The following is a 20,377-nucleotide window of genomic DNA, read 5'->3' on the forward strand; positions in this document are numbered from 1 at the left end:
CGAGAGCCTACCGGCGGGATCCGGGGACTCCGGTGGCCCGCCGCCGCCGGTAGCCTGACGTCGTGACGAACACCTGGCCGCTGGCACGCGGGACCGTACCCGAGCGCGAGGCGTTCGCCTTCGGTGCGACCACGATCTTCGTGCTGTTCGCCGGGGACGCCGTCCCGAACACCCTCACCTGGGTCGGAGCGGGCGTCCTGTGGGCGCTCGTCGCCGCCTGGGGCGTCACGATCTTGGTCCGGGCGAAGCCGCCGCTCGTGCGCTCCCCCTGGCCGCTCTGGGCCTTCCTGGCGTGGTGCCTGCTGTCGGTCGCCTGGTCGCACTGGCGGTTCGCCACGATCTCGAGCCTGACCGTGCAGGTGATCTGCGCTGCCGTGGCCTTCACGATCGCGTCCACCCTGACCTGGCGCCGGATCCTCGACGCGCTCAGCCTCGCGCTCCGCTGGGTGCTGCTGCTCTCGATCGTGTTCGAGGCCGTCGTCGCGGTGTTCGTGCGGCACCCCATCGCGCCGATCTGGACCGACTACGGCGACGCCGACATCCCGGACGCCTTCTACTTCTCACGCGCCGAGCTCTTCACCGGTGGCCGCATCCAGGGTCTGCCGGGCAACGCGAACCTGCTGGCGATGGTCGCGCTGCTCGTCGCGATCGTCGTCGTGCTGCAGCTCGCCGAGGGCCGGATGCGCCGGCAGCGGGCCACCGGCTGGCTCGTGGTCGCCGCCCTCGGGTTCGTCCTCACCCGCTCCTCCACGGTCATCGCGGCCGCGCTGGTCGTCGCCGTCGTCGCCCTGGTCGCCGCGTGGATGCGCCGGGTCCCGACCGAGCGACGCACCCCGCGCTACCTGCTGCTCGCGGTCGGCGCGGTCGTCGTCGCCGGCGCGGCGTTCGTGCTGCGCGGACCGGTCTCGGAGCTGCTCGGCAAGGGGTCGGACGCGACCGGCCGCGGCGAGATCTGGGCGAAGGTGCTCGGTCTGATCGACCAGCACGCCGTCGTCGGCTGGGGCTGGATCGGCTACTGGTGGCCCGGCATCCCCACCCTGGCCGTGGCGCACCGCAAGGGCGTGACGTACCTGCAGGCGCACGACGCCTACCTCGACGTCTGGATGCAGACAGGCATCATCGGCCTCGTCCTGTTCCTGCTGTACGTCGTCACGACGCTGTCGCGCTCGTGGGCGTGCGCGACGCGGATCGGTTACGACGCCGCACTCCGTCCGCGCACGTTCGACCCGGTGTCACTCCTGCCGCTGCTCGTCGTCGTCGCGCTCCTCGTGCAGTCCGTCGCCGAGTCCCGGCTGCTCTACCAGGGGAACTGGGTGCTCTTCGCGCTCATCGCCATCAAGACCCGGATCGTCCTGACCGGCGAGGAGCCGACCTCGACCGGCGACGGCCCGCGCACCCCGCCCGCGAAACGCGAGTTCCGCTGGGCCACCACCCGCTGAGCGTCAGCGGCCCGCAGTCAGCGGTCCCGCGTCAGCGTCCTGCGTCAGCGGAACAGCCACGCGCACGCGACCGGTGACGACCACGGGTTCGACCGCACCCGCACGACCTCGAGCGTCGGGTCGTCGCGACACGCCTCGGCGGCCGCGGGCAGCTGCTCCGCCCACACCGGCCCGTCGCTGCGCCGGGTGTCCGCCGGCGCGACGTGCAGGACGGCTGACGCGACGACGGCGGCGACCACGCACCAGGCGGCCAGCGCCCCGACGAGGCGACCCGTGCCTCCCGTCCGCTGCGCGACACCCGACCACCGGTCGGTGTCCACCAGCGCGGCGGCGGCGACCACCGCGGCGCTGACGAGCAGCAGGCCGGACGCGGCTGCGTACCGCTGCGGCGGGATCGCCGCCATGGCGGCCGTGGGGTTCGCCCACGGCTGCCCGGCACCGTCGTTCGCCAGCAGCGCGGCCCACCACACGGCACCGGACGCGACCGTCAGCGCGACGACCAGCCACCGGGAGCGGGCCGGCCCGACGACGACAGCGGCGACCAGGACCAGCACCAGTGCGCTGACGGGCACCAGGACCGGCGCCCAGCCGTGCTCGACGACCGTGGTGACCACGACGCCGAGGTGCGGGTCCCACGCGCCGGCGACGGGCCGGAGCAGGAACCCGGCGAGCACGTCGCGGAACGCGGGAGCGCCGGGCGTCAGGTCACGCGGGTGGGTGAGCGTCGTGACGACCTGCACGACGGCCCCGGCGAGCGCCACGACCGTGACGGGCAGCGGGAGCAGGCGAGCGCGGCGAGACCCACCGCGACCAGGACGACGCAGCGGCCACGCGAGCAGGAGCAGCGGCGTGAACAGGATCGTCTGCGGTTCGGTGAGGACCGCGAGTCCGGCGACGACGGCGAGCCCGACGGCTCCCCACCAGGTCCGGCTGCGGTGCGCGAACACCCACGGCACCAGCACGAGCAGGTACCAGTGCAGGTTGGCGGCGTTCCCGCTGATCTCGTACGGCGCGAGCGGCAGCACGACGGGCACCGCGGCGAGCACGAGGCGGAATGGCCACGGTCGGACCACGTCGCGGGACAGGACGAAGACCAGCGCGCACACGACCCCGACCACCAGGCAGGACGACAGCGAGACGACCTGGGCGTACCGCTCGGTCGGCAGTGCGTACCCGAGGTCGACCACCATCCGGGGCAGCAGGTGCACGTACCCGGCGTACGGGTGCAGCAGGGTGTCCACGGGACCGAGGGCGATGCGCTCCCGCAGGAAGACCCCGCCGTCCTCGGCCCAGACGGTGTTCCGGGGCACGGGGCCGAGCCGGTACCAGGCGAGCGCGGCGGCGGCGAAGCCGATGACGACCGCGACCAGCGGCAGGCCGGCGGCCCTCCGCAGGGGGTCCATTGCAGTGAAGCTAGGTCAGCATCGCGCATCGTCGATGACGCCACACCGCGGATCGTCGATACAGCCGTTCCGCGATGCGGGCGACTCGTCACAAGGTCGTACGCCAAGATGGACGCGTGACGGACGGCCGGGTGAGCAGACACGTGCTCGGGCGCCGGTACCTCTCCGCCTGGATCGGCTTCTCGGCCGGTGGACGGTTCAGCCAGGCGCTCGCGACGGTCATCGTGCTGTTCGGGTTCGGGCAGCCGACCGTCCAGGCCCTCGTCGGCCGGTCGGGCACGTGGGCCGTCCTCGTGACGCTGTTCGTGCTCGCCGGGCTGAGCCTGCTCGGGCAGCGGTACCGGATCGAGTGGCACGGCGTGCTGCCCCTGTCGCTGCTGGCGTTCGTCGGGTACTGCGCGTTGAGCGTGCTCTGGAGCGAGTACTCGTGGGTCGCCCTGCGCGGCCTGGTGCAGACGGTGTGCTTCATCGGGCTCGGGCTCTACCTGGCGCTCGGGCGGGACCTGGTGCAGGTGATCCGGGCGTCGGGTGACGCGTTCCGGATCCTGCTCGTCGTCGCCCTCGGCCTCGAGGTCCTGTCCGGACTGGTGCTCGACGTCCCGCTGCCGGCCTTCGGGATCCGCGGCGACATCGCCTACGGCGGCCCGATCCAGGGCATCGGCGGCACCCGCAACTTCATGGGGTTCATCGCCGCGATGGCCCTGGTCACCTTCGTCGTCGAGTTCCTCACCCGCTCGGTCACCATGTGGCGGGCCATCGGCTCCACCGCCCTCGCCGTCATCGCGCTGATGCTCGTGCAGTCCCCCATCACCGGCCTCGCGATGATCGCCCTCGCCGTCACCGCGCTGGCCCTCTGGTCGCTCCGGCACGCACGGCCCGCCACCAGACCGGTGGTCAACGGCGTCCTCGGCGGCGCGGTCCTGCTCACCCTCGTCGTGGCCGTGTTCGCGCGGCACCGGCTGCTCGCGGAGATCGGCGCGGCTGGGGGCACGGCGACGCGCATCGACCTGTGGTCGCAGATCCGCGTCCTGACCGAGCGCTACCCGATCCAGGGCTGGGGGTGGGTCGGGACCTGGCCGACCGAGCCCGTCGTGCCGTACGTCACGCTCATCGACCCGTCCGGCGCGCGGTTCACGTCCGGCCTCAACGCGTTCGTCGACGCGTGGCTGCAGCTCGGGGTGGCCGGCACGATCATCCTCGGGATCGCCGCACTGCTGGCCTTCGCTCGGGCATGGGTCACGGCCACGACGTTCCCCGGCGTGGCCTACGTGTGGCCGGCCGCGGTGCTGGTGCTGCTCGCGGTGACGAGCACGGCGGAGAGCTACCTGCTGCACGGTGCGGGCCTGATGTTCTTCGTGACGGTGCTCGTGATCGCGGCGCGGCGGCGCTCGTGGCGCCGGCACCTGCCGCGGGCGTAGGTGCCACCGAGGTTCCACAACACGCCGCCCGTGTGCCGCCGAGGTTCCACGGAGCAGCGTCAGGAGCCCCGAGGTTCCGAGATCTCGGAACCTCGGGGCCGCACACGGGGGCACGAGAGCGAGCGCGCGGGCGCGGTGCGGGCGCACACGGCGGCGCGAGCGCGGCGCGAGCGCTACGGGCGCGTCGGACGACCCAGGCGGCGCTGCAGGCCCCACTGCGTGACGCGGAGCATCGCCTCGACGACGATGGAGCGGCTCATCTTCGAGACCCCGTGCACGCGGTCGCGGAACCGGATCGGCACCTCGACGATGCGGCCGCCCAGGGCGTCCACGCGCAGCGTCATGTCGACCTGGAAGCAGTACCCCTTCGAGTCGATCGAGCCGAGGTCCATCCGCGCGATGGCGTCGGAACGGTAGACGCGGTACCCGGCGGTGATGTCCCGCACGTGGATCCCGAGCACCAACCGCGCGTACGTGTTCGCGCCCCGGCTCAGCGCCTGACGACGGAGCGGCCAGTCGACGACCGACCCACCGGGCACCCAGCGCGACCCGATGGCGAGCAGCACGTCGTCCGACGAGGTGACCGCGTCGATGAGCGCCGGCAGCCGGTCGGCCGGGTGCGAGCCGTCGGCGTCCATCTCGACCAGCAGCGGGTACCCGCGCTCCAGGCCCCACCGGAACCCGGCGACGTAGGCCGTGCCGAGCCCGAGCTTGCCCGACCGCTGCAGCAGGTGCACCCGGTCGTCGTCGGCCGCGATGGACCGCACGATGTCGCCGGTGCCGTCCGGGCTGCCGTCGTCGACGACGAGCAGGTGGGAACCGGGCGACGCCGTCAGGATCGCGTCGGCGATGGCTCGGATGTTCTCGGCCTCGTCGTACGTCGGGACGACGACGAGGGCCGTCGTCTCGGCTGGATTCACCGGTTGCCGAGGCGTCGCTTGATCTTCCCCGCGACGCTGCGCGGGCCCTCGGTGCGGAAGTAGTGCACCGCGCGCCCGACGTCGTAGCGGACGCCCGAGAGCTTCTTGCGGTCCGGCACGCGCACGCGCATCGTGTGGGGCGCGAGCTTCGTGCTGGTGTCGCGCACCGACTTGTCCGCCGCGCGGATCGGGTTCCGGCAGAACTCGACGAGCGGCGCCAGGACGTTCTCCCACGTGAACTGCTCGCGCACGCGGTCGACGTTGGCGATGAACTGGGCCCGGGCCTTCTTGTCGAAGAGCGCCGTCTCGAGCGCGGTGGCCAGGCCGTCGACGTCCTGCTCGTGCACCGCGACGCCGAGCTGCTGCTCGGCGACCAGGTCACCGAAGGAGTCGCCGGCCGTCGTGACGATCGGCAGGCGCGCCCACAGGTAGTCGAGGATGCGGGTGCGGAACGAGAACGTGGTCTCGAGGTGCTCGTAGTGCGTCGAGACGCCGGCGTCGGCCTCGAGCAGGTAGGCACCGCGTTCCTCGTACGGGATCCACGAGTCGTTGAAGAACACGTGCCTGCCGGTCAGACCGAGGGCGTCGGCCTCGGCACGGACCTTCGCGACGATGTCCATCTCGGGCACGTCGGGGTTCGGGTGCTGCACGCCCATGAAGAAGAGCTTCACCGACGGCCGGCGGGCGGCGAGCTGGGCGATCGAGCGGACCAGGGTGATCGGGTCGAACCAGTCGTAGATGCCACCGCCCCAGACGACGAGCTTGTCGTTCTTGCCGATGCCCGGCACGACGCCCTTGACGCGCGGCTGGTCGTGCACCGGCGGGGTCGAGGACAGCCCGAACGGCACGACGCCGATGAGCGAGCGGAGGTCGGCGTCCCGCGAGTACGTGCGGGCGTTGACCCGGCCGGAACCGGCGAGCTGGCCGAGCCAGAACATGCGCTGGCGCTCCGAGGCGCAGATGAAGTAGTCGCCGAGCTCGAGCTGGTGGTTGAGCGTGTCCGAGGCGTCGAGGATCTGCCGGTTCCACTGGTCGACGTCGTCGCTGCGGCCCTGCTCGAGCTGCTCGAGGTGCAGCGGGTCGTACACGTCGACGACCAGGATCTTGCTCGTCGACTCGAGCACCGGGAACAGCCGGAGCGCGTGGCCCTGCACGATGATGACGTCGGCCCAGCCCTCGTGCTCGACCATCTGGCGCGGGTGGCGGTGCGGCACGGTGACGACCTCGTACGACGGGTCGATCTGCGACGAGCGGGTCAGGCTGACCACGCGAACGTCGTGCTCGGACGCGAGCTGCTTGGCCATCTGGGTGGCGCGGATCGCGGGACCGGCCATCTTCGCGCCGATCGAGTCGCCCGTGATGATGAGGATGCGGCGGCGGGTGCCGACCTCGAGCACGCCGAGGGAGTGCACGATCTTGTCGTAGCCGGCCAGGTAGTTCTCGATCGGGTACGCGGGCTCGTCGCGGTTGCCGAACAGGCGCAGGAGCTCGCGGTCGCTGCGGACGCGCGTGGCCTGGATCGCGCGGCGCGACTCGGTCATCGACGGCAGCTGCTCGACGAACTGGTCGACGCCGTAGATGCCGGCCATGCTCGTCTTCGGCACCGGGATGGTGGGGACGCTGTCGTCGCCGGGGTTCCGCAGGTCGAGCTCCGTGGAGTCGAGCTCCCCGCGGCCCACGGCACGGCGGACGGCGAGCGCCAGCGAGCCGGGCAGTGCGGCGGCGAGCTGCTCGTCGCCGAGGTTCTTGTACAGCGTGAAGAGGGCGTTCCGCTCGAGCAGGTAGGTCTCGCGGAAGTCGCCGAACTTGTTCATCGACGCGTGGTGCTTGTGGAACGCGACCGACTTCGGCTGGTACCGGAAGCGCCAGCCGAGCAGGTTGAGTCGCCAGCCGAGGTCGACGTCCTCGTAGAACATGAAGTAGCGGTCGTCGAAGCCGTCGAGCTGCTCGAAGAGCTCGGCGCGGATGAACATCGCGGCGCCGGTGCCGAACAGGACGTCGGTCTCGCTCTCCCAGCGGCCGGTGTCCGGCGACCCGGCGAAGGGCTTGTAGCCCATGCCGTACCAGGTCATCGCAGCCTCGGTGAAGTCGATGTTGACGCCCTCCCAGTCGAGGACCTTCGACGCCACGGCCCCGATGTCGGCGCCGGACGCGAACGTGGCCATCGCCTCGCGCACCCACCCGGTGTCGGGACGGGCGTCGTTGTTGAGGAACGCGACGACCTCGCCGGAGGACTTCTCGACGCCGAGGTTGCACCCGCCGGTGAAACCGAGGTTGGCGCCCGCGTCGACCAGGGTGAAGTCGAGGTCGGAGGCCTGCAGCCGGCCGAGGTGCTCCGGACCGGAGCCGTTCTCGACGACGATCACCTCGAGCTTGTCCTGCGGCCAGTCCTGCTTGCGGAGTTCCGCGATGCTCGTCAGGGTGTCGTCCGTGCCCTTGTAGTTCACGAGGATGACGGACACGACTCCCGGCTTGCGCTCTGTCACGCGAGTTCCTCCAGCAGCTGCCGCGCACGGCGCGGATCGGTGGCTCGGCCCACGGGGTGCCGCGAGCCGATGACACCCTACAAGGCGCGCCCCGCCACTCCCCTGTGGCCGTCGCCGATTCGTGCAGAATGGGCCGCGTGACTGCCGCAGTGATCCCGAACACTCCCCTGTCCTCGCCCCTCGCACCGGAGTACGCGGCCATCGCGGCCGGTGCGCACGCCGAGGGGCCGCGCGGCACCGTCCGGTTCGCCGTCTCGACCGCCGACCCGACCGAGGGCAAGGGCGACCTGTTCGTCGCACTCGGGCTCGCACGGGCGCTCCGTGCCGAGGGTTGGGGCGTCGCGATGTGGCCGCTCGAGCGCTGGGGCGAAGCGGTCCCCGCCGACACCGCCGTCGTGGTCAGCATGATCGAGTCGTTCGTCCCCGGGTACGTCCCCGCCGGCACCGCCCTGGTCGCGTGGGTGCGGAACTGGACCGCGAAGTGGGCGGCTCTGCCCTACCTCGGTGAGTTCGACGCGGTGTGGACGTCGTCCGGCATCGCCCGCGATGCCGTCGCCGCGCAGTACGACGGTCCGGTCGAGGTCGTCCCGATCGGTGTCGACCTGGACCTGTTCACCGACGAGCGCCCGCAGGAGGCCGGCACGACCGCGCCCGCCACGGCGTCCGAACGCACGGACCGTGCCGTCACGACCGTCAACTTCTGGGGCGTGCGCCGCCGTGTGCAGGACGTGCTCGCCGAGGTCGCCCCGGCTGAGCCGATCGTGTGGTTCGCCGCGAACGTCGACCACGTCGAGGCCACGGCCGGCGTCGAGCTCCGCCCCGCGGTGTCCTACTTCGCGCTGCCCGAGGTGTACCGCGCCGCCGGCTTCGTCGTCGACGACGTGATCGCCCCGGCCGCCGAGTACGGCACCCTGAACTCGCGCCTGTACGAGGCACTCGCGTCCGGGGCGCTGCCGGTGACGGACTGCGCGCTCGGCCTCGACGAGCTCGGCCTGTCCGACGTGCCGGTCTTCGACGACGCCGCGTCGCTCGAGCGGGTGCTCGCGATGCCCCGCGCCGAGCGCACGGCCCTGACGGCCCGACTCCGTGCCGTGGTCGTCGAGCGGCACTCGTTCCGTGCGCGCGCCGAGCAGGTCGGTCCGGTCCTGGACGCTGCCGTGGCGATCGCCTCGGGTCGGTCCGGCGAGCGGAACGCGTTCCTGCGCTGGGCGACCGCACAGCGCGAGGTCCTGCGCCAGGCCGAGCACGACCGCGACGTCCACCTGTCCGGGGTGCAGGACATCAACCGGCGGCTCGTCGCGTCGGAGCAGCAGGTCGGCGCGTACGACACCGCCCGCCGCCAGGCCGAGGCGGAGCGCGACCAGATCGCGGCGCGGTTCGCGGGCCTCACCCGCTCCCCCGAGTACCGGCTGCTGCACGGCGTGGGACTGATGGCCCGGCGCGTGCGCCGCTGACGTTCCGACAGCACTGACGTCGCGACCACGGAACGGACGGGAGGCCCGGTGCCAGCTGGCACCGGGCCTCCCGTCCGTCTCGGCGACCGTCTACTGCACGGTCACCGTCTTCGTCCCGAAGCTCTTGTACGTCCCGCTCGGCAGGTCCTGGTAGTAGACCCGCACGGTGTGCGTGCCGGGCTTCAGCCCGGTGAGCACCCGCGACAGCCCGACGTCCGAACCCCAGTTCGGGTAGTTCTTCTGCACGTCGGTGCGGGTCGCGTTCACCGTGCCCGGCGAGACCGCGACGCCGTCCAGGTGCATCTTGTACTTGACCGGGTCCCACACGTCGGGGTCGATCGCCCAGCCCGTGACGGTGATGGTCCCCTTGCCGCCGGTGACGGAGTCGAACGACCCCTTCACGGCACCGGTGTTGCCGGTCTTGCCCGTGGAGGGCGGATCGATGACCGTGAAGGACTTCGTGCCGAAGCTCTTGTACGTGCCGCTCGGCAGGTCCTGGAAGTACACGCGCACGGTGTGCGTGCCGGCGGTCAGGCCGGTGAGCTGCACGGACAGGCCGACGTCCGAGCCCCAGCCCGGGTGGACCGCTTCGACGTCGGTGCGCTTGGCGTTCACCACGCCCGGGTCGATCGCGACGCCGTCCAGGTGCATCTTGTACTTGACCGGGTCCCACACGTCGGGGTCGATCGCCCAGCCCTTGACCGTCGCGCTGTAGACGCCGCCGGTGACCGACTCGTACGAGCCCGTCACCGCGCCGGTCTTGCCGGTCTTGCCGGTGGTGCCGGACGACGGGGCCGTGGCCGACGTCACCTTCACGGTCTTCGTACCGAAGCTCTTGTAGGTGCCGCTCGGCAGGTCCTGGAAGTAGACCCGCACGGTGTGGTTGCCGGCGCTCAGCCCGGTCAGGCGGAGTGCCAGGCCGACGTCGGAACCCCAGGACGGGTGCTTCGCCTCGACGTCGGTGCGGGTGGCGTTCGCGGTGCCGCTGTTCGTGCTGACGCCGTCGACGTGGACCTTGTACTTCACCGGGTCCCAGACGTCCGGGTCGATCGCCCACGCGCGCACCGTGGCCGTGCCGGCGCCGCCGCTGACGGACTCGTACGAGCCGCGGAGCGCTCCGGTCTTGCCGGTCTTGCCGGTGGTCGGGGCGCTGACGGTGACGGACTTCGACGCGACCTTCACGTAGTCGGTGCCGGGCTTGTCCTGCGTGTACAGCGCCACGGTGCGGGTGCCCGGCGTGATGCCGCCGATCGTCTTCGAGAACCCGAGGGTGCTGCCGACGCCCTTGTAGACCTTGGCGACGTCGGTGCGGGTGCGGTCGGTGGTGCCGGTCGCCTTGCTGACGCCGTCGACCAGGATCTTCCACGGGGCGGGCTTCGCCGAGTCGGGGTCGAGGGCCCAGCCGGTCGCGGTGATCGTGCCGGCGCTGCCGGTGACGGTGTCGAGTGCACCCTTCGGGGCTGCGCTCACGACGGTGCGGGTGTAACAGCCGAGCAGCGTGTTGCTGCCCTTGCCCTGGTTGATGGCGTAGGTGCACACCGAGTGCTTGCCGACGCTCAGCCCGGTCAGCTCGGTCGAGAACCCGTGCTTGAGGTTGTTCGCGCCGAGGGTGGCGGACAGGTCGGGCCGGTTCACGTTCGCGGTGACGGTCTTCGCTCCGGCGCCGTCGACGTAGAACGCGACGCGGAGCGCGCTCGTGGTGTCCGGGTCGACGGCCCAGCCGCTGACCGTGATCGACGAGGTCGAGCTCGGCGTGACCGCGTCGACGTTGCCGTACGGGTTGCCGCCACCGGTCGCCGAGCCGAACCAGTCGGTGTACATGCGCCAGAAGTTGCGGTTGCCGTACGCCGAGCAGCTGTCGCCGGTGCCGTAGAGGTTCGACATCGCGGCGGTGTTCGGGGTGTACGGGGTGTAGATGTACAGTCCCGCGGTCGCCTGGTTCTGGATGTAGACGGACTTGCGACCGCAGGCCGCGTTCGGGTTGAGGAGGATCGAGTTGGTCCGACCCGCCTGGTACGCCCACGAGGTCGGCGACGCCTGGTAGCGCTTGAACTGGAGCGCGGCGGCGTAGACCTGCTGACCGAATCCGAAGTACGCCGGGTCGCACGGGGCGGTGTCCGGGCACGCGAAGCCGGTGGCGTGCAGGTACATGTAGGACGTCGGCGAGGACGTCGTGACGATGCCCTGCTCCTTCTGCAGGAGCACGAGGAGCACCTTCTGGCTGATGCCGCACGCGGCGCCGACCTGGGCGATCATCGTCGCGGCGGACTTGGTGCCGCCGGCGATGGCGCTGCACCGGCCGGAGACGGCACCGATCGCGCTCATCTTCTGCGAGAAGTCCTTCAGGCAGGCGGGTCCGCTCGACGACTTCCGGCAGTTCGGGGCGACGCTCGTCAGGAACGACTGCACGGCCGCGGCGTTCATCGCCGAGCCGTTGTAGAAGTTGGCATCGCTGATGATGTTGCCCGGGTCGAAGTCGCCGGCGACGGCGGCCGAGGCGGACTCGGTCGTGGTCTGCTCGGACAGGATCGTGCCGAAGGTCAGCCCGCTGACGGCGACGGCGAGTGCCGCGACGATCGCGAGGGAGGTCCGGAAGGGTCGGCGACGGCGCCCGTCCGACTCGGTCTGGATGGAACGCATCACGGCACCTCCGCCGGCATCGGGTCGGACGTCGTCGACGCGGAGCCGACGGCGTAGGTCAGGGTGACGGACCAGGTGCCGCTGGGGACCTGGGCCGCGGGGAACGCGACCTGCGCGCAGTTGACCGAGGAGGCGCTCGCCTGCGCCGCACTCGTGGCGGTGCGCGTGACGCTCCCCTTCTTCGCGGTGAACGTGCAGGTCCCGCTGGTGTCGGTGGTGCCGGAGACGAGTCCGCCGGCCTGCAGCGACTTCGAGGCGGTGTCCCAGCCGCTGTAGGTGACGACCGCGGTCGCCGGGAAGTCCGACGGGTCGGTGTCCGGCTCGTTGGTCGAGCCGCTCCCCGGGAAGGCACCGGGGGTGTCGTCGTCCGAGGCAGTGGGGTCGTCGGTGGCCTCGGACGCGGGCGACGACGCGGTGCCGGTGGGCTCCGCGGTCGCCGGGTCGTCGGCGGTCGGGGTCGGACTGGCGGTGCGGGTCGCTGACGCGGACGGCGACGGGGTGGCGTCGTCGCCACCACCGGAACAACCGGCCAAGAGAACACTGAGGGCACCGACCACCGCGAACGCAGCGATCGGCCTGGATGCGAGGAGCATGCTGACGGGCCGTCCTGTGGATGTTGACAAGGGTCCGGGTTGCGACAACGGTAACCCCAAAGTGAAGGTTGAGGGTTGGATCGGTCCGGAATCACCCCCGCTCGGGGTGCACGACGGCCGTCGCCCATCCCTGCCGCGCGGGCCCGGTGAGTATGCTGTTCCGGTCCTGCCCCCACGAACGAAGAGACGTATGGTCGATCAAGCCCGCATGGCGGCGCTCGCGAAGGAACCCCTCGTCGTGATCGGCGCTCCGACGAGCGCCTTCCGCGGAACCTGGCGAGAGCTGCGCGACGTCTTCCGGCAGCGCGAGATGCTCGGGATGCTCATCCGACGTGACCTGAAGGCGCGGTACAAGGACTCGGCGCTCGGGTTCGTGTGGACGCTGGTGCGCCCGCTGACCCAGCTGCTCATCTACTACTTCGTCATCGGCAAGGTCCTCGGCGCCGCCAACGGCATCGACAACTTCGCGATCTACGTCTTCACCGGCCTGACCGCCTACACGCTCTTCAGCGAGATCGTCGCCGGGTCGACCGGCTCGATCGTCGGCAACTCCGGGCTGATCAAGAAGGTCTACGTCCCGCGCGAGGTCTTCCCGCTCGCCAGCGTCGGCGCGGCCCTGGTGAACTTCACCATCCAGTTCGCGATCCTGCTGGCCGCGACCGTGGTCATCGGCGTCTTCCCGTTCCACGAGGGGCTGATCTACCTGATCCCCTCGCTCGCCGTGATCCTCGTCTACGGTGCGGCCATCGGCCTGGTGCTGTCCGCGCTCAACGTGTACCTGCGCGACGTGCAGTTCGTCATCGACGTCGGCCTGATGGTGCTGCTCTGGGCCTCGCCGATCGTGTACTCGTACTCGCGCGTGGTCGCCACCGTGAACACCGACTGGCTCATCACGGCCTACACGAACAACCCCCTGACGCTGGCCGTGCTCGGCATGCAGAACGCGATCTGGCTGCACGACCCGGCCGACGTCACGTACCCGGACCACCTGATGCTGCGCCTCGGCATCGCGTTCGTCATCGGTGTCCTCTGCCTCCTCGGCGCGCAGCGGGTGTTCTCCCGTCTGCAGGGCAACTTCGCGCAGGAGCTGTAGACCATGGCCATCAGCACCCCCGTCGCCCCGACGCCCACCGAGGGCACCGCCGAGCGGCCGGACGTCATCGTCATCGACCACGTCCGCAAGCGCTTCACGGTCCGCAAGGACAACACCCTGCGCGAGCGCATCGTCACGCTCGGTCGCGCCGGCCGCAAGCACCGCCAGGACTTCTGGGCCCTCGACGACGTCACCGTGTCGATCCAGGCCGGCTCGACGGTCGGCCTCATCGGCCAGAACGGCTCCGGCAAGTCGACGCTGCTCAAGGCGATCGGCGGCATCATCCAGCCGACCTCCGGCACGGTGTCCCGCCGCGGTCGCCTCGCTGCCCTGCTCGAGCTCGGCGCCGGCTTCCACCCCGACCTGTCCGGGCGCGAGAACGTCTACCTCAACGCGTCGCTGCTCGGGCTGAGCCGCAAGCAGACCGACGAGAAGTTCGACGACATCCTGGCGTTCTCGGGCATCGGCGACTTCATCGACACCCAGGTGAAGTTCTACTCATCCGGCATGTACGTGCGACTCGCCTTCGCCGTCGCCGTGCACACCGACCCCGACGTCCTGCTCGTCGACGAGGTGCTCGCCGTCGGCGACGAGGCGTTCCAGCGCAAGTGCCTCGACCGCATCCGCACCTTCCAAGAGGCGGGCAAGACGATCATCATCGTCACGCACTCGCTCAGCCAGGTGCAGGAGATGTGCGACCGGGTGGTGCTGCTCAACAAGGGCAAGGTGCTGCACGACGGCGATCCCGTCCAGGCCGTGAGCATGTTCCGCGACGTCCTCGAGGAACGCCGCCAGGGCGAGCTCAGCACCGACGTCGCCGTCGGCCGCGGCAAGGTCATCGGCGCGAGCGTGCACGTCGACGGCAAGGAGCCCCGCGCCGAGGTCATGCCCGGCGACGACCTCGTCGTGGACATGGAGTTCGAGCACCTGGACGGCATCGCCGATTGGGAGGCCGCGGTGCAGATCAACAACGCCGGCGGCCAGGTCGTGTACGGCACCACCACCGGCATCATGGGCCTCGAACTGCAGCCGCTGCACGGTCGCCGGAAGCTCCGCCTGCGGATCGCCGACACCGCGTTCGGCACCGGGAAGTACTTCATCAACGTGTCGATGATGGACTCCGCCGGCCGCCACCTGCACGACATGCCGGAGTGCGACTCGTTCGAGGTGCCCGGGTTCGAGAACGCCGTGGGCACGGTCTACGCGCAGCCCTCGATCGAGGAGCTGGACTGAGCCCGAGCGACGACGACACCGACGTCCGGACCCCGGGCGTCCCGCGCACCGCGGTCGTCGTCGTCAACTGGGAACGCGCCGACCTGACGACCGCGGCCGTCCGCGCCGTGCTCGCCGAGGGCTCGGCCGACCAGGTGGTCGTCGTCGACAACGGCTCGTCGGACGACTCCGTCGCCGTCCTCCGCCGTGACCTGCCCGACGTCGACGTGGTCGCACGGGAGCACAACGGTGGGTTCGCGGCCGGCGCGAACACCGGCATCCGGCACGCGGACGCCGACGTCGTCGTCCTGCTCAACAACGACGCGGTCCCCGCGCCGGGCTTCGTCGCGGCGCTCCGCGACCACCTGGCGCAGGCGCGGCCCGAGGTCGCGGCCGTGACGGGCCGCATCGTGCTCGCCGGACGCTGGACGGGCCTCCCGGTCGGCGCGACGCCCACACCCGGCCAGCGCGTGCTGCAGGGCCACGACGGCCGCCCATGGACGCCGTCGCCCGACGGCGAGGTGCGGCTCAACTCGACCGGCGTGCGCATCGACCGCGACGGCAACGGCATGGACCGCGACTGGTTCGCGCCCGTCGACCGGGTCGCGGACGTCGACGTATTCGGGTTCTCCGGTGGGGCCTCCGCCCTGCGGCGGAGCGCCCTCGACGACGTCGGCCTGCTCGAGGAGTCGCTCTTCATGTACTACGAGGACACCGAGCTCGCGTGGCGACTCCGCCGACGCGGCTGGCGCGTGGAACACGCGGCCGACGCGGTCGTCGAGCACGACCACTCGGCGTCGTCCGGGGTGCAGAGCGACCTGTTCCTCTTCCGCAACGCGCGGAACCGGCTGGTCGTCGCGCTCTGGCACGCGCCGTGGGGCACCGTCCTGCGGGCGAGCGCCCGCACCCTCTTCCGCGGCCTGCGCGGACTGCTCGCCGCTTCCACCCGACGGGAGGCCCGGCTCGTCCTGGCAGCGTTCGCGGACGTCGTCGGGGCGCTCCCGTCGCACCTCGCGCGGCGGCTCCGCGAGTCGCGGCGCGCGTCCGTCCCGCGCCGCAGCGTGGACCCGGGCGCATGAGCGCGGAGGGCTATCCTGGTCACTCCCCCGCCGACGGACCCGACCGTGGCGCCCCCGTTCGGAAGGACCCTCGCGTGCCGCAGCTCACCGTCCTCGTCGACGGGACCGCGGTACCGCGTGCACTCGGCGGTGTGGGCCGCTACGTCGAGGGGGTCGTGTCGCACCTGACCGACCCGGCGCTCGACGTCCACCTGGTGGTCCGACCGGTGCACGCTTCGCACTTCGCCGCCGTGGCACCGCACGCAACCGTGCACATCGCGCCGGCGTGGACCGACTCCGTGCCGCTCCGGTTCCTGTGGGAGCAGACGGGCCTGCCGGCACTCGGCCGACGACTCGGGGCGCAGGTGTTGCACTCCCCGCACTACACGTTCCCGTTCGCGTGGCGCGGCGGGTCCGTCGTCACCCTGCACGACGCCACGTTCTTCTCGAACCCCGAGTGGCACTCCCGCCTGAAGCGCACGTTCTTCACCTGGTGGAGCCGTCGGTCCCTGCGCTCCCGCCCGGTCGTCATCGTGCCGAGCGCGGCCACCGCGACCGAGGCCGCACGGGTCGTGACCGGCATCCGCGCCGACGTCCGGGTCGCACCGCTCGGCGTCGACCGTGCCGTGTTCCACGAGCCGTCCACCGCCGAGGTCGAGGACGCCCGGATCGCCGCGACGCTGCCCGAGGGTGCGCCCTGGATCGCGTTCCTCGGCACGATCGAACCGCGGAAGAACGTCACCGCGCTGCTCGACGCCTACACCGCGGTGCGCGCCGCGCGCGCGGACGCCCCGTGGCTCGTGCTGTCCGGAGCGCGGGGCTGGGACGAGTCCGCGATCGCCCGGCTGGACGCGCTGCAGCCGGACGACCACGTGATCGAGGCCGGCTACCTGCCCCTCGAGGACCTGGCGGGCTACCTCGGCGGCGCGGAGTTCGTCGTCTACCCGTCGCTCGGCGAGGGCTTCGGGCTGCCGGTGGTCGAGGCGATGGCCTCCGGCGCGTGCGTCCTGACCACGAGGCGGTTGTCGCTGCCCGAGGTCGGCGGTGAGGCAGCGGTCTACACCGAGCCGTCCGGCCCCGCACTGGCGTCAGCGATGACGCGGCTGCTCGACGACCCGTCGCTCGTCGCGTCGCACCGGGCGGCCGCGCTGGCCCGGGCCTCCTCGTTCACGTGGGAGGCCACGGCAGCCGTGCACGTCGAGGCCTACTCGGCCGTGGCCCGGGACGCTCGGGCCGGGGGTACCCGGTGATCCGCGTCGCCGTGCTGACGGTCACCTACAACACCGGCGAGACCATCCGGCCGTTCCTGGCGAGCGTCGCGGCGGCGTCCTCGGAGCCGGTCGCCGTCGTGATCGCCGACAACGGGTCGGCCGACATCGACGCACTGCGGGCGATCGGTGAGTCCTACGGTGCCGTCGTGGTGTCATCGGGGGGCAACCGCGGCTACGGCGGGGGCATCGACGCCGCGCTGAGCGCCCTCGACGACGTCCTGCCCGACGTCCGCCCCGAGTTCCTGCTCGTCACGAACCCCGACGTCGTGCTCGCACCCGGCTCGATCGACGAACTCGTGCGCGCCGCCGACCGGCTGCCGTCCGGCGGGTCGTTCGGGCCGCGGATCCTCGACGAGCAGGGTGAGACCTACCCGTCCGCACGCCAACTGCCGTCGCTCCGGACCGGGCTCGGCCACGCGGCGTTCTCGCGGTTCTGGCCCGCCAACCCGTGGAGCCAGCGGTACTGGTCCACCACGCAGGTCGTCGAGCGCGAGGCCGGCTGGCTGTCCGGCGCGTGCTTCCTCATCCGGACGTCGTTGTTCCGCGAGCTCGGCGGGTTCGACGAGTCGTACTTCATGTACTTCGAGGACGTCGACCTGGGCCAGCGCGTCGGTCGCTCCGGTCGTGCGAACGTGTACGTGCCGACGGCCGTGGTCACCCACACCGGGGCGCACTCGACGTCGTCCAACCGGCGCCGGATGGAGATCGAGCACCACCGCAGCGCGTACCGGTTCCTGTCGCGGAAGTACCGGGCGTGGTGGCTCTGGCCGCTGCGCGTCGCCCTGCACGCGGGCCTCTCCGCCCGCGCCCGCTGGGTCACACGCAAGTAGCCCGGTCGGGGGCCTGCAGGGCCGTGCGCGACCCCACTCGGCTCAGCGTCGTGCACCGCGACCCGGAACCCTGGCTCGGCTGCGGCCCGATCGACGCCGCACGCCGCTACTGGACGGGGGCGTTCACGTTCCGCCGTGCCCGTGCGAGCCGGGCCGAGTTCTGGTGGGCACGCGCCGTCGACGTGCTCGTGGTCTGGCTCGTCGTGACGTTCGTGCCGATGGCCACCGGGATCCCGGACGCCGACGACTCGATGTCGACCTTCCAGAACACCCCCGGGTTCCTCGGGATCGGGCAGTCCGTCCTGAGCCTGAACGGCAGCCCCGACGGCTGGCACGTCGTCGCCCAGGGGCCGCCGTCGCAGTGGGTGCTGTTCGTGTGGTGCGTGCTGACGGCCATCCCGAACCTGGCACTCGGCGCGCGACGACTCCGCGACATCGGGTCGCCGACGTGGATCGCGCTGTTCGGTGGCGTCCCGGTCATGGACCTGTTCCTGCTGCTCGGTGCCCTGCGCCGCAGTTGGCGCCCGACGCTCCCGTCGGACCCGGAGCCGTCCGGCGCCGGAGTCCCCGTCGCCCACCGCGCGGCCTAGGGGGCACGGCCGATCGACGCCGGGCGCGCCCCGGCACGGTCATCGCGCCCCGACTCTTCGGGGCGCGATGACCACGGCGGGGCGCAGCTCAGGGCGGGACTCGTCGACGCGGAGCGACGGGTCAGGCGCGGAGGCGGGCGTGCTCGGTACGGGCCGCCCCGAGCAGTACGGCGGCTCGGGCATCGAAGGAGTGCTCCGCTGCGATGCGCGACGCGACCGCCGCCCGTTCGGCAGCGGACGGCCACACTCGCGCCGGGTCGAGGAGCGCGGCGAGCTCGTCACGGGAACGCGCCACCGCGAGCGTCGGGACGTCGAGCACCTCGGGCAGCCCGGCGACCTCGTCCGTCACGACGACTCCCCCGGACGCCAGCACGTCGAACACCCGGTTCGACACGAAGCCACCGGCCGCCATGTCCGCCCAGTGGTCGTTGAGCACCACGCGCGCCGAGGCGTAGGCCGTGGCGACCTCGGCCCGGCTCAGCGACGGTTTGCCGAGCGCTGCGTCGGGGACCACGCCCTGCCACGCCGGGCCGTGCACGCGGAGGTCGGCTCCGAGCGCCACGGCATCGGCGACCACCGGGCGCGCGGCGCCGCGGGTCGAGCCGACGAACACCACCCGGTCGGCGTCGGGGCTCGTCGTCGCCCGCGCACCCGGGTGGAACACCGCGGGGTCGGTCGCCTGCAGCAGCGTGCGGACCGGGACCCCCGACCGTGCTGCGGCCGCAGCAGCCCAGACCGGCCCGGCGGCGAACGCCGCGTCGAACGACCGGAGCTCGGTGTCCGAGACGTCGTCGGGGTGGCTGATCACCCAGAGGAGGTTCACCGACGCGGGGTTCGGCGGCACCCGGTCGAGCCCGCGGATCACGAGCGTCACGTCGTCCGAGGCGTCGTCGTCCCGCACGTGGGCGTCGCGGCGGTCGATCCGGACACGCTGCCCGAGCCGCTCGAGTGCCCCGGCCAGCTCGGCGGCGAAGTGCACGTCGCCCCAGCCGTCACCCTCGGGCCCGGCGGGAGCGGCGATCTTCAGCGACCAGGTGAGCGGGTCGGTGACGCTGCTGGTCGTCCGGCGGACCGGTGTCACGGGTCGCGCTCCCCACGGTGGCAGCGGCGGCCCGGCGGAGACCGCAGCGCCCCGGCCGTCGACCGAGTCCCGTCTCGCGTCCCGCCACGACGAGAACACGTCCACGGTGGCAGCGTCGATCGTCCGCCCGGGTTCAGCGAGTCGGACGGTCTCGCCGACGTCCTCCACCAGGATCGTTGGACCCGACTGCGGTCGCTGGCGCACAGCGCACGCGTGCGTCCACCCGACGAGCGTCGTCGGCTCGTCCGTGAGCACGGGCGCAGGGACGATCGCGGCCCGGGGCACAGCGAGCACGGGTTGATCGGCACCGAACACCGAGCCCCCCGTGCCGAACGGACGGTCGTCCGACCACGGGAGAGCGCCGGGACGGATGAGCAGTGCACCGTTCCGCGCCGAACCGTCCGCCGTGCGCACCGAGGCCTGCACCAGGCGGTGGACTCCGGTCTCGGCGAGTGCCCGGAGGCCAGCGGCATCGATCGTCACCGATGTGTCGACGAGCACGAGGACCCGTCCGACCCCGGCGACGAGGCCGGCGTTGATCGCGGACCCCAGGCCGTCGACCGGCACGGTGCGCACCCACGGCAGGCGACGACCGAACGGATCGCGCGGCGAGGCGTCGGCGACGTAGCTCACGGCGCGGACGTCAGTGCCGCGGCCGAAGGCCTCGCGGGCGACGGCGACGAGGCGCGCGACCTCGGCGTGCCGGTCGGACCGGGTCGTGACGAGGACCGTGACGTCCTGGTCCGGGTGCGGCAGGGGGTCGTCGAAGCCAGCCACGCGGACGACGTCGGTCGTCGCTGCGGGCGCGGGACGGGCCTCCCGGTCGGGGTGCTCGGCAGCCGTCGTGTCGCGACGACGGCGACCGAACCACCCAGAACCGGAGGCCACG

At 72.0% G+C, this 20,377-nt stretch carries 15 protein-coding genes; 9 read left to right on the forward strand and 6 right to left on the reverse strand.

From position 1 onward, the window contains the following. Positions 1–62: 62 nt before the first annotated feature. The gene (locus tag DEJ14_RS12025) at positions 63–1,439 is read left to right on the forward strand and encodes an O-antigen ligase family protein (RefSeq protein WP_111085983.1); all 1,377 of its coding nucleotides are present in this window, start codon (positions 63–65) and stop codon (positions 1,437–1,439) included. Between the two features lie 44 nt (positions 1,440–1,483). On the opposite strand, the gene DEJ14_RS12030 is transcribed toward DEJ14_RS12025, so the two are convergent. Further along, complete coding sequence (locus DEJ14_RS12030) at positions 1,484–2,842, reverse strand: hypothetical protein (protein WP_111085984.1); 1,359 nt, start codon at positions 2,840–2,842, stop codon at positions 1,484–1,486. Positions 2,843–2,958: 116 nt separating this feature from the next. Between DEJ14_RS12030 and DEJ14_RS12035 the strand changes: the two genes are divergently transcribed. Next, a complete protein-coding gene (locus DEJ14_RS12035; protein ID WP_284179212.1) occupies positions 2,959–4,260 on the forward strand; it encodes an O-antigen ligase family protein in 1,302 nt (433 codons plus the stop codon). Between the two features lie 173 nt (positions 4,261–4,433). On the opposite strand, the gene DEJ14_RS12040 is transcribed toward DEJ14_RS12035, so the two are convergent. Together DEJ14_RS12040 and DEJ14_RS12045 are read right to left on the reverse strand one after the other, a co-directional pair. Continuing rightward, positions 4,434–5,180 (reverse strand): polyprenol monophosphomannose synthase, encoded by a 747-nt coding sequence (locus DEJ14_RS12040; RefSeq protein ID WP_111085986.1) that lies wholly within the window; start codon positions 5,178–5,180, stop codon positions 4,434–4,436. After that, positions 5,177–7,666 carry a glycosyltransferase gene (locus DEJ14_RS12045; RefSeq protein WP_111085987.1) on the reverse strand — a complete coding sequence of 830 codons (2,490 nt, stop codon included), beginning with the start codon at positions 7,664–7,666 and terminating at the stop codon, positions 5,177–5,179. Before DEJ14_RS12045 ends, DEJ14_RS12040 begins: the two co-directional genes overlap by 4 nt. A 137-nt stretch (positions 7,667–7,803) precedes the next feature. Here DEJ14_RS12045 and DEJ14_RS12050 point away from each other — a divergent pair, with 137 nt between their 5' ends. Then, positions 7,804–9,120, forward strand: coding sequence for a glycosyltransferase family protein (locus tag DEJ14_RS12050; protein ID WP_181437576.1), 1,317 nt, complete (start codon positions 7,804–7,806; stop codon positions 9,118–9,120). 90 nt (positions 9,121–9,210) lie between these two features. Here the strand turns inward: DEJ14_RS12050 and DEJ14_RS12055 are convergent, their stop codons facing one another. Both DEJ14_RS12055 and DEJ14_RS12060 read right to left on the reverse strand, forming a co-directional pair. After that, positions 9,211–11,760 (reverse strand): hypothetical protein, encoded by a 2,550-nt coding sequence (locus tag DEJ14_RS12055; RefSeq protein ID WP_111085989.1) that lies wholly within the window; start codon positions 11,758–11,760, stop codon positions 9,211–9,213. Then, complete coding sequence (locus DEJ14_RS12060; RefSeq protein WP_111085990.1) at positions 11,760–12,353, reverse strand: hypothetical protein; 594 nt, start codon at positions 12,351–12,353, stop codon at positions 11,760–11,762. The genes DEJ14_RS12055 and DEJ14_RS12060 overlap by 1 nt, the downstream gene beginning before the upstream one ends. Positions 12,354–12,543: 190 nt before the next feature. Here DEJ14_RS12060 and DEJ14_RS12065 point away from each other — a divergent pair, with 190 nt between their 5' ends. The 6 genes from DEJ14_RS12065 (at position 12,544) to DEJ14_RS12090 (ending at position 18,407) form a co-directional block, all read left to right on the forward strand. After that, positions 12,544–13,446 (forward strand): ABC transporter permease, encoded by a 903-nt coding sequence (locus tag DEJ14_RS12065; protein ID WP_111085991.1) that lies wholly within the window; start codon positions 12,544–12,546, stop codon positions 13,444–13,446. A 3-nt stretch (positions 13,447–13,449) separates the two neighbouring features. Then, complete coding sequence (locus tag DEJ14_RS12070) at positions 13,450–14,679, forward strand: ABC transporter ATP-binding protein (RefSeq protein ID WP_111085992.1); 1,230 nt, start codon at positions 13,450–13,452, stop codon at positions 14,677–14,679. Continuing rightward, the gene (locus DEJ14_RS12075; protein ID WP_111085993.1) at positions 14,598–15,737 is read left to right on the forward strand and encodes a glycosyltransferase family 2 protein; all 1,140 of its coding nucleotides are present in this window, start codon (positions 14,598–14,600) and stop codon (positions 15,735–15,737) included. Before DEJ14_RS12070 ends, DEJ14_RS12075 begins: the two co-directional genes overlap by 82 nt. A 74-nt stretch (positions 15,738–15,811) precedes the next feature. Beyond that, positions 15,812–16,966, forward strand: a complete 1,155-nt coding sequence (locus DEJ14_RS12080; protein WP_220036446.1) for a glycosyltransferase family 4 protein — start codon at positions 15,812–15,814, stop codon at positions 16,964–16,966. Next, on the forward strand, positions 16,963–17,817 hold the full coding sequence (locus DEJ14_RS12085; RefSeq protein WP_111085995.1) for a glycosyltransferase family 2 protein: 855 nt from the start codon (positions 16,963–16,965) through the stop codon (positions 17,815–17,817). The genes DEJ14_RS12080 and DEJ14_RS12085 overlap by 4 nt, the downstream gene beginning before the upstream one ends. Positions 17,818–17,840: 23 nt before the next feature. Further along, entirely contained in the window at positions 17,841–18,407 is a 567-nt protein-coding gene (locus DEJ14_RS12090; RefSeq protein WP_181437577.1) for a DUF805 domain-containing protein, read from the forward strand. Between the two features lie 121 nt (positions 18,408–18,528). Here DEJ14_RS12090 and DEJ14_RS12095 read toward each other — a convergent pair whose 3' ends face one another. Beyond that, positions 18,529–20,376: a glycosyltransferase gene (locus DEJ14_RS12095; RefSeq protein ID WP_111085997.1), complete on the reverse strand. Its 1,848-nt coding sequence runs from the start codon at positions 20,374–20,376 to the stop codon at positions 18,529–18,531. Position 20,377: the final 1 nt, after the last annotated feature.

Source organism: Curtobacterium sp. MCJR17_020 (genome assembly GCF_003234365.2).
In the GTDB taxonomy this organism is placed as follows: domain Bacteria; phylum Actinomycetota; class Actinomycetes; order Actinomycetales; family Microbacteriaceae; genus Curtobacterium.

What these genes read in the sequence shown, in the direction of transcription:
- DEJ14_RS12055 (WP_111085989.1), bottom strand. Translation starts at nt 11,760, where the DNA reads ATGCGTTCCATCCAGACCGAGTCGGACGGGCGCCGTCGCCGACCCTTC.
- DEJ14_RS12060 (WP_111085990.1), bottom strand. Translation starts at nt 12,353, where the DNA reads ATGCTCCTCGCATCCAGGCCGATCGCTGCGTTCGCGGTGGTCGGTGCC.
- DEJ14_RS12070 (WP_111085992.1), top strand. Translation starts at nt 13,450, where the DNA reads ATGGCCATCAGCACCCCCGTCGCCCCGACGCCCACCGAGGGCACCGCC.
- DEJ14_RS12065 (WP_111085991.1), top strand. Translation starts at nt 12,544, where the DNA reads ATGGTCGATCAAGCCCGCATGGCGGCGCTCGCGAAGGAACCCCTCGTC.
- DEJ14_RS12030 (WP_111085984.1), bottom strand. Translation starts at nt 2,842, where the DNA reads ATGGACCCCCTGCGGAGGGCCGCCGGCCTGCCGCTGGTCGCGGTCGTC.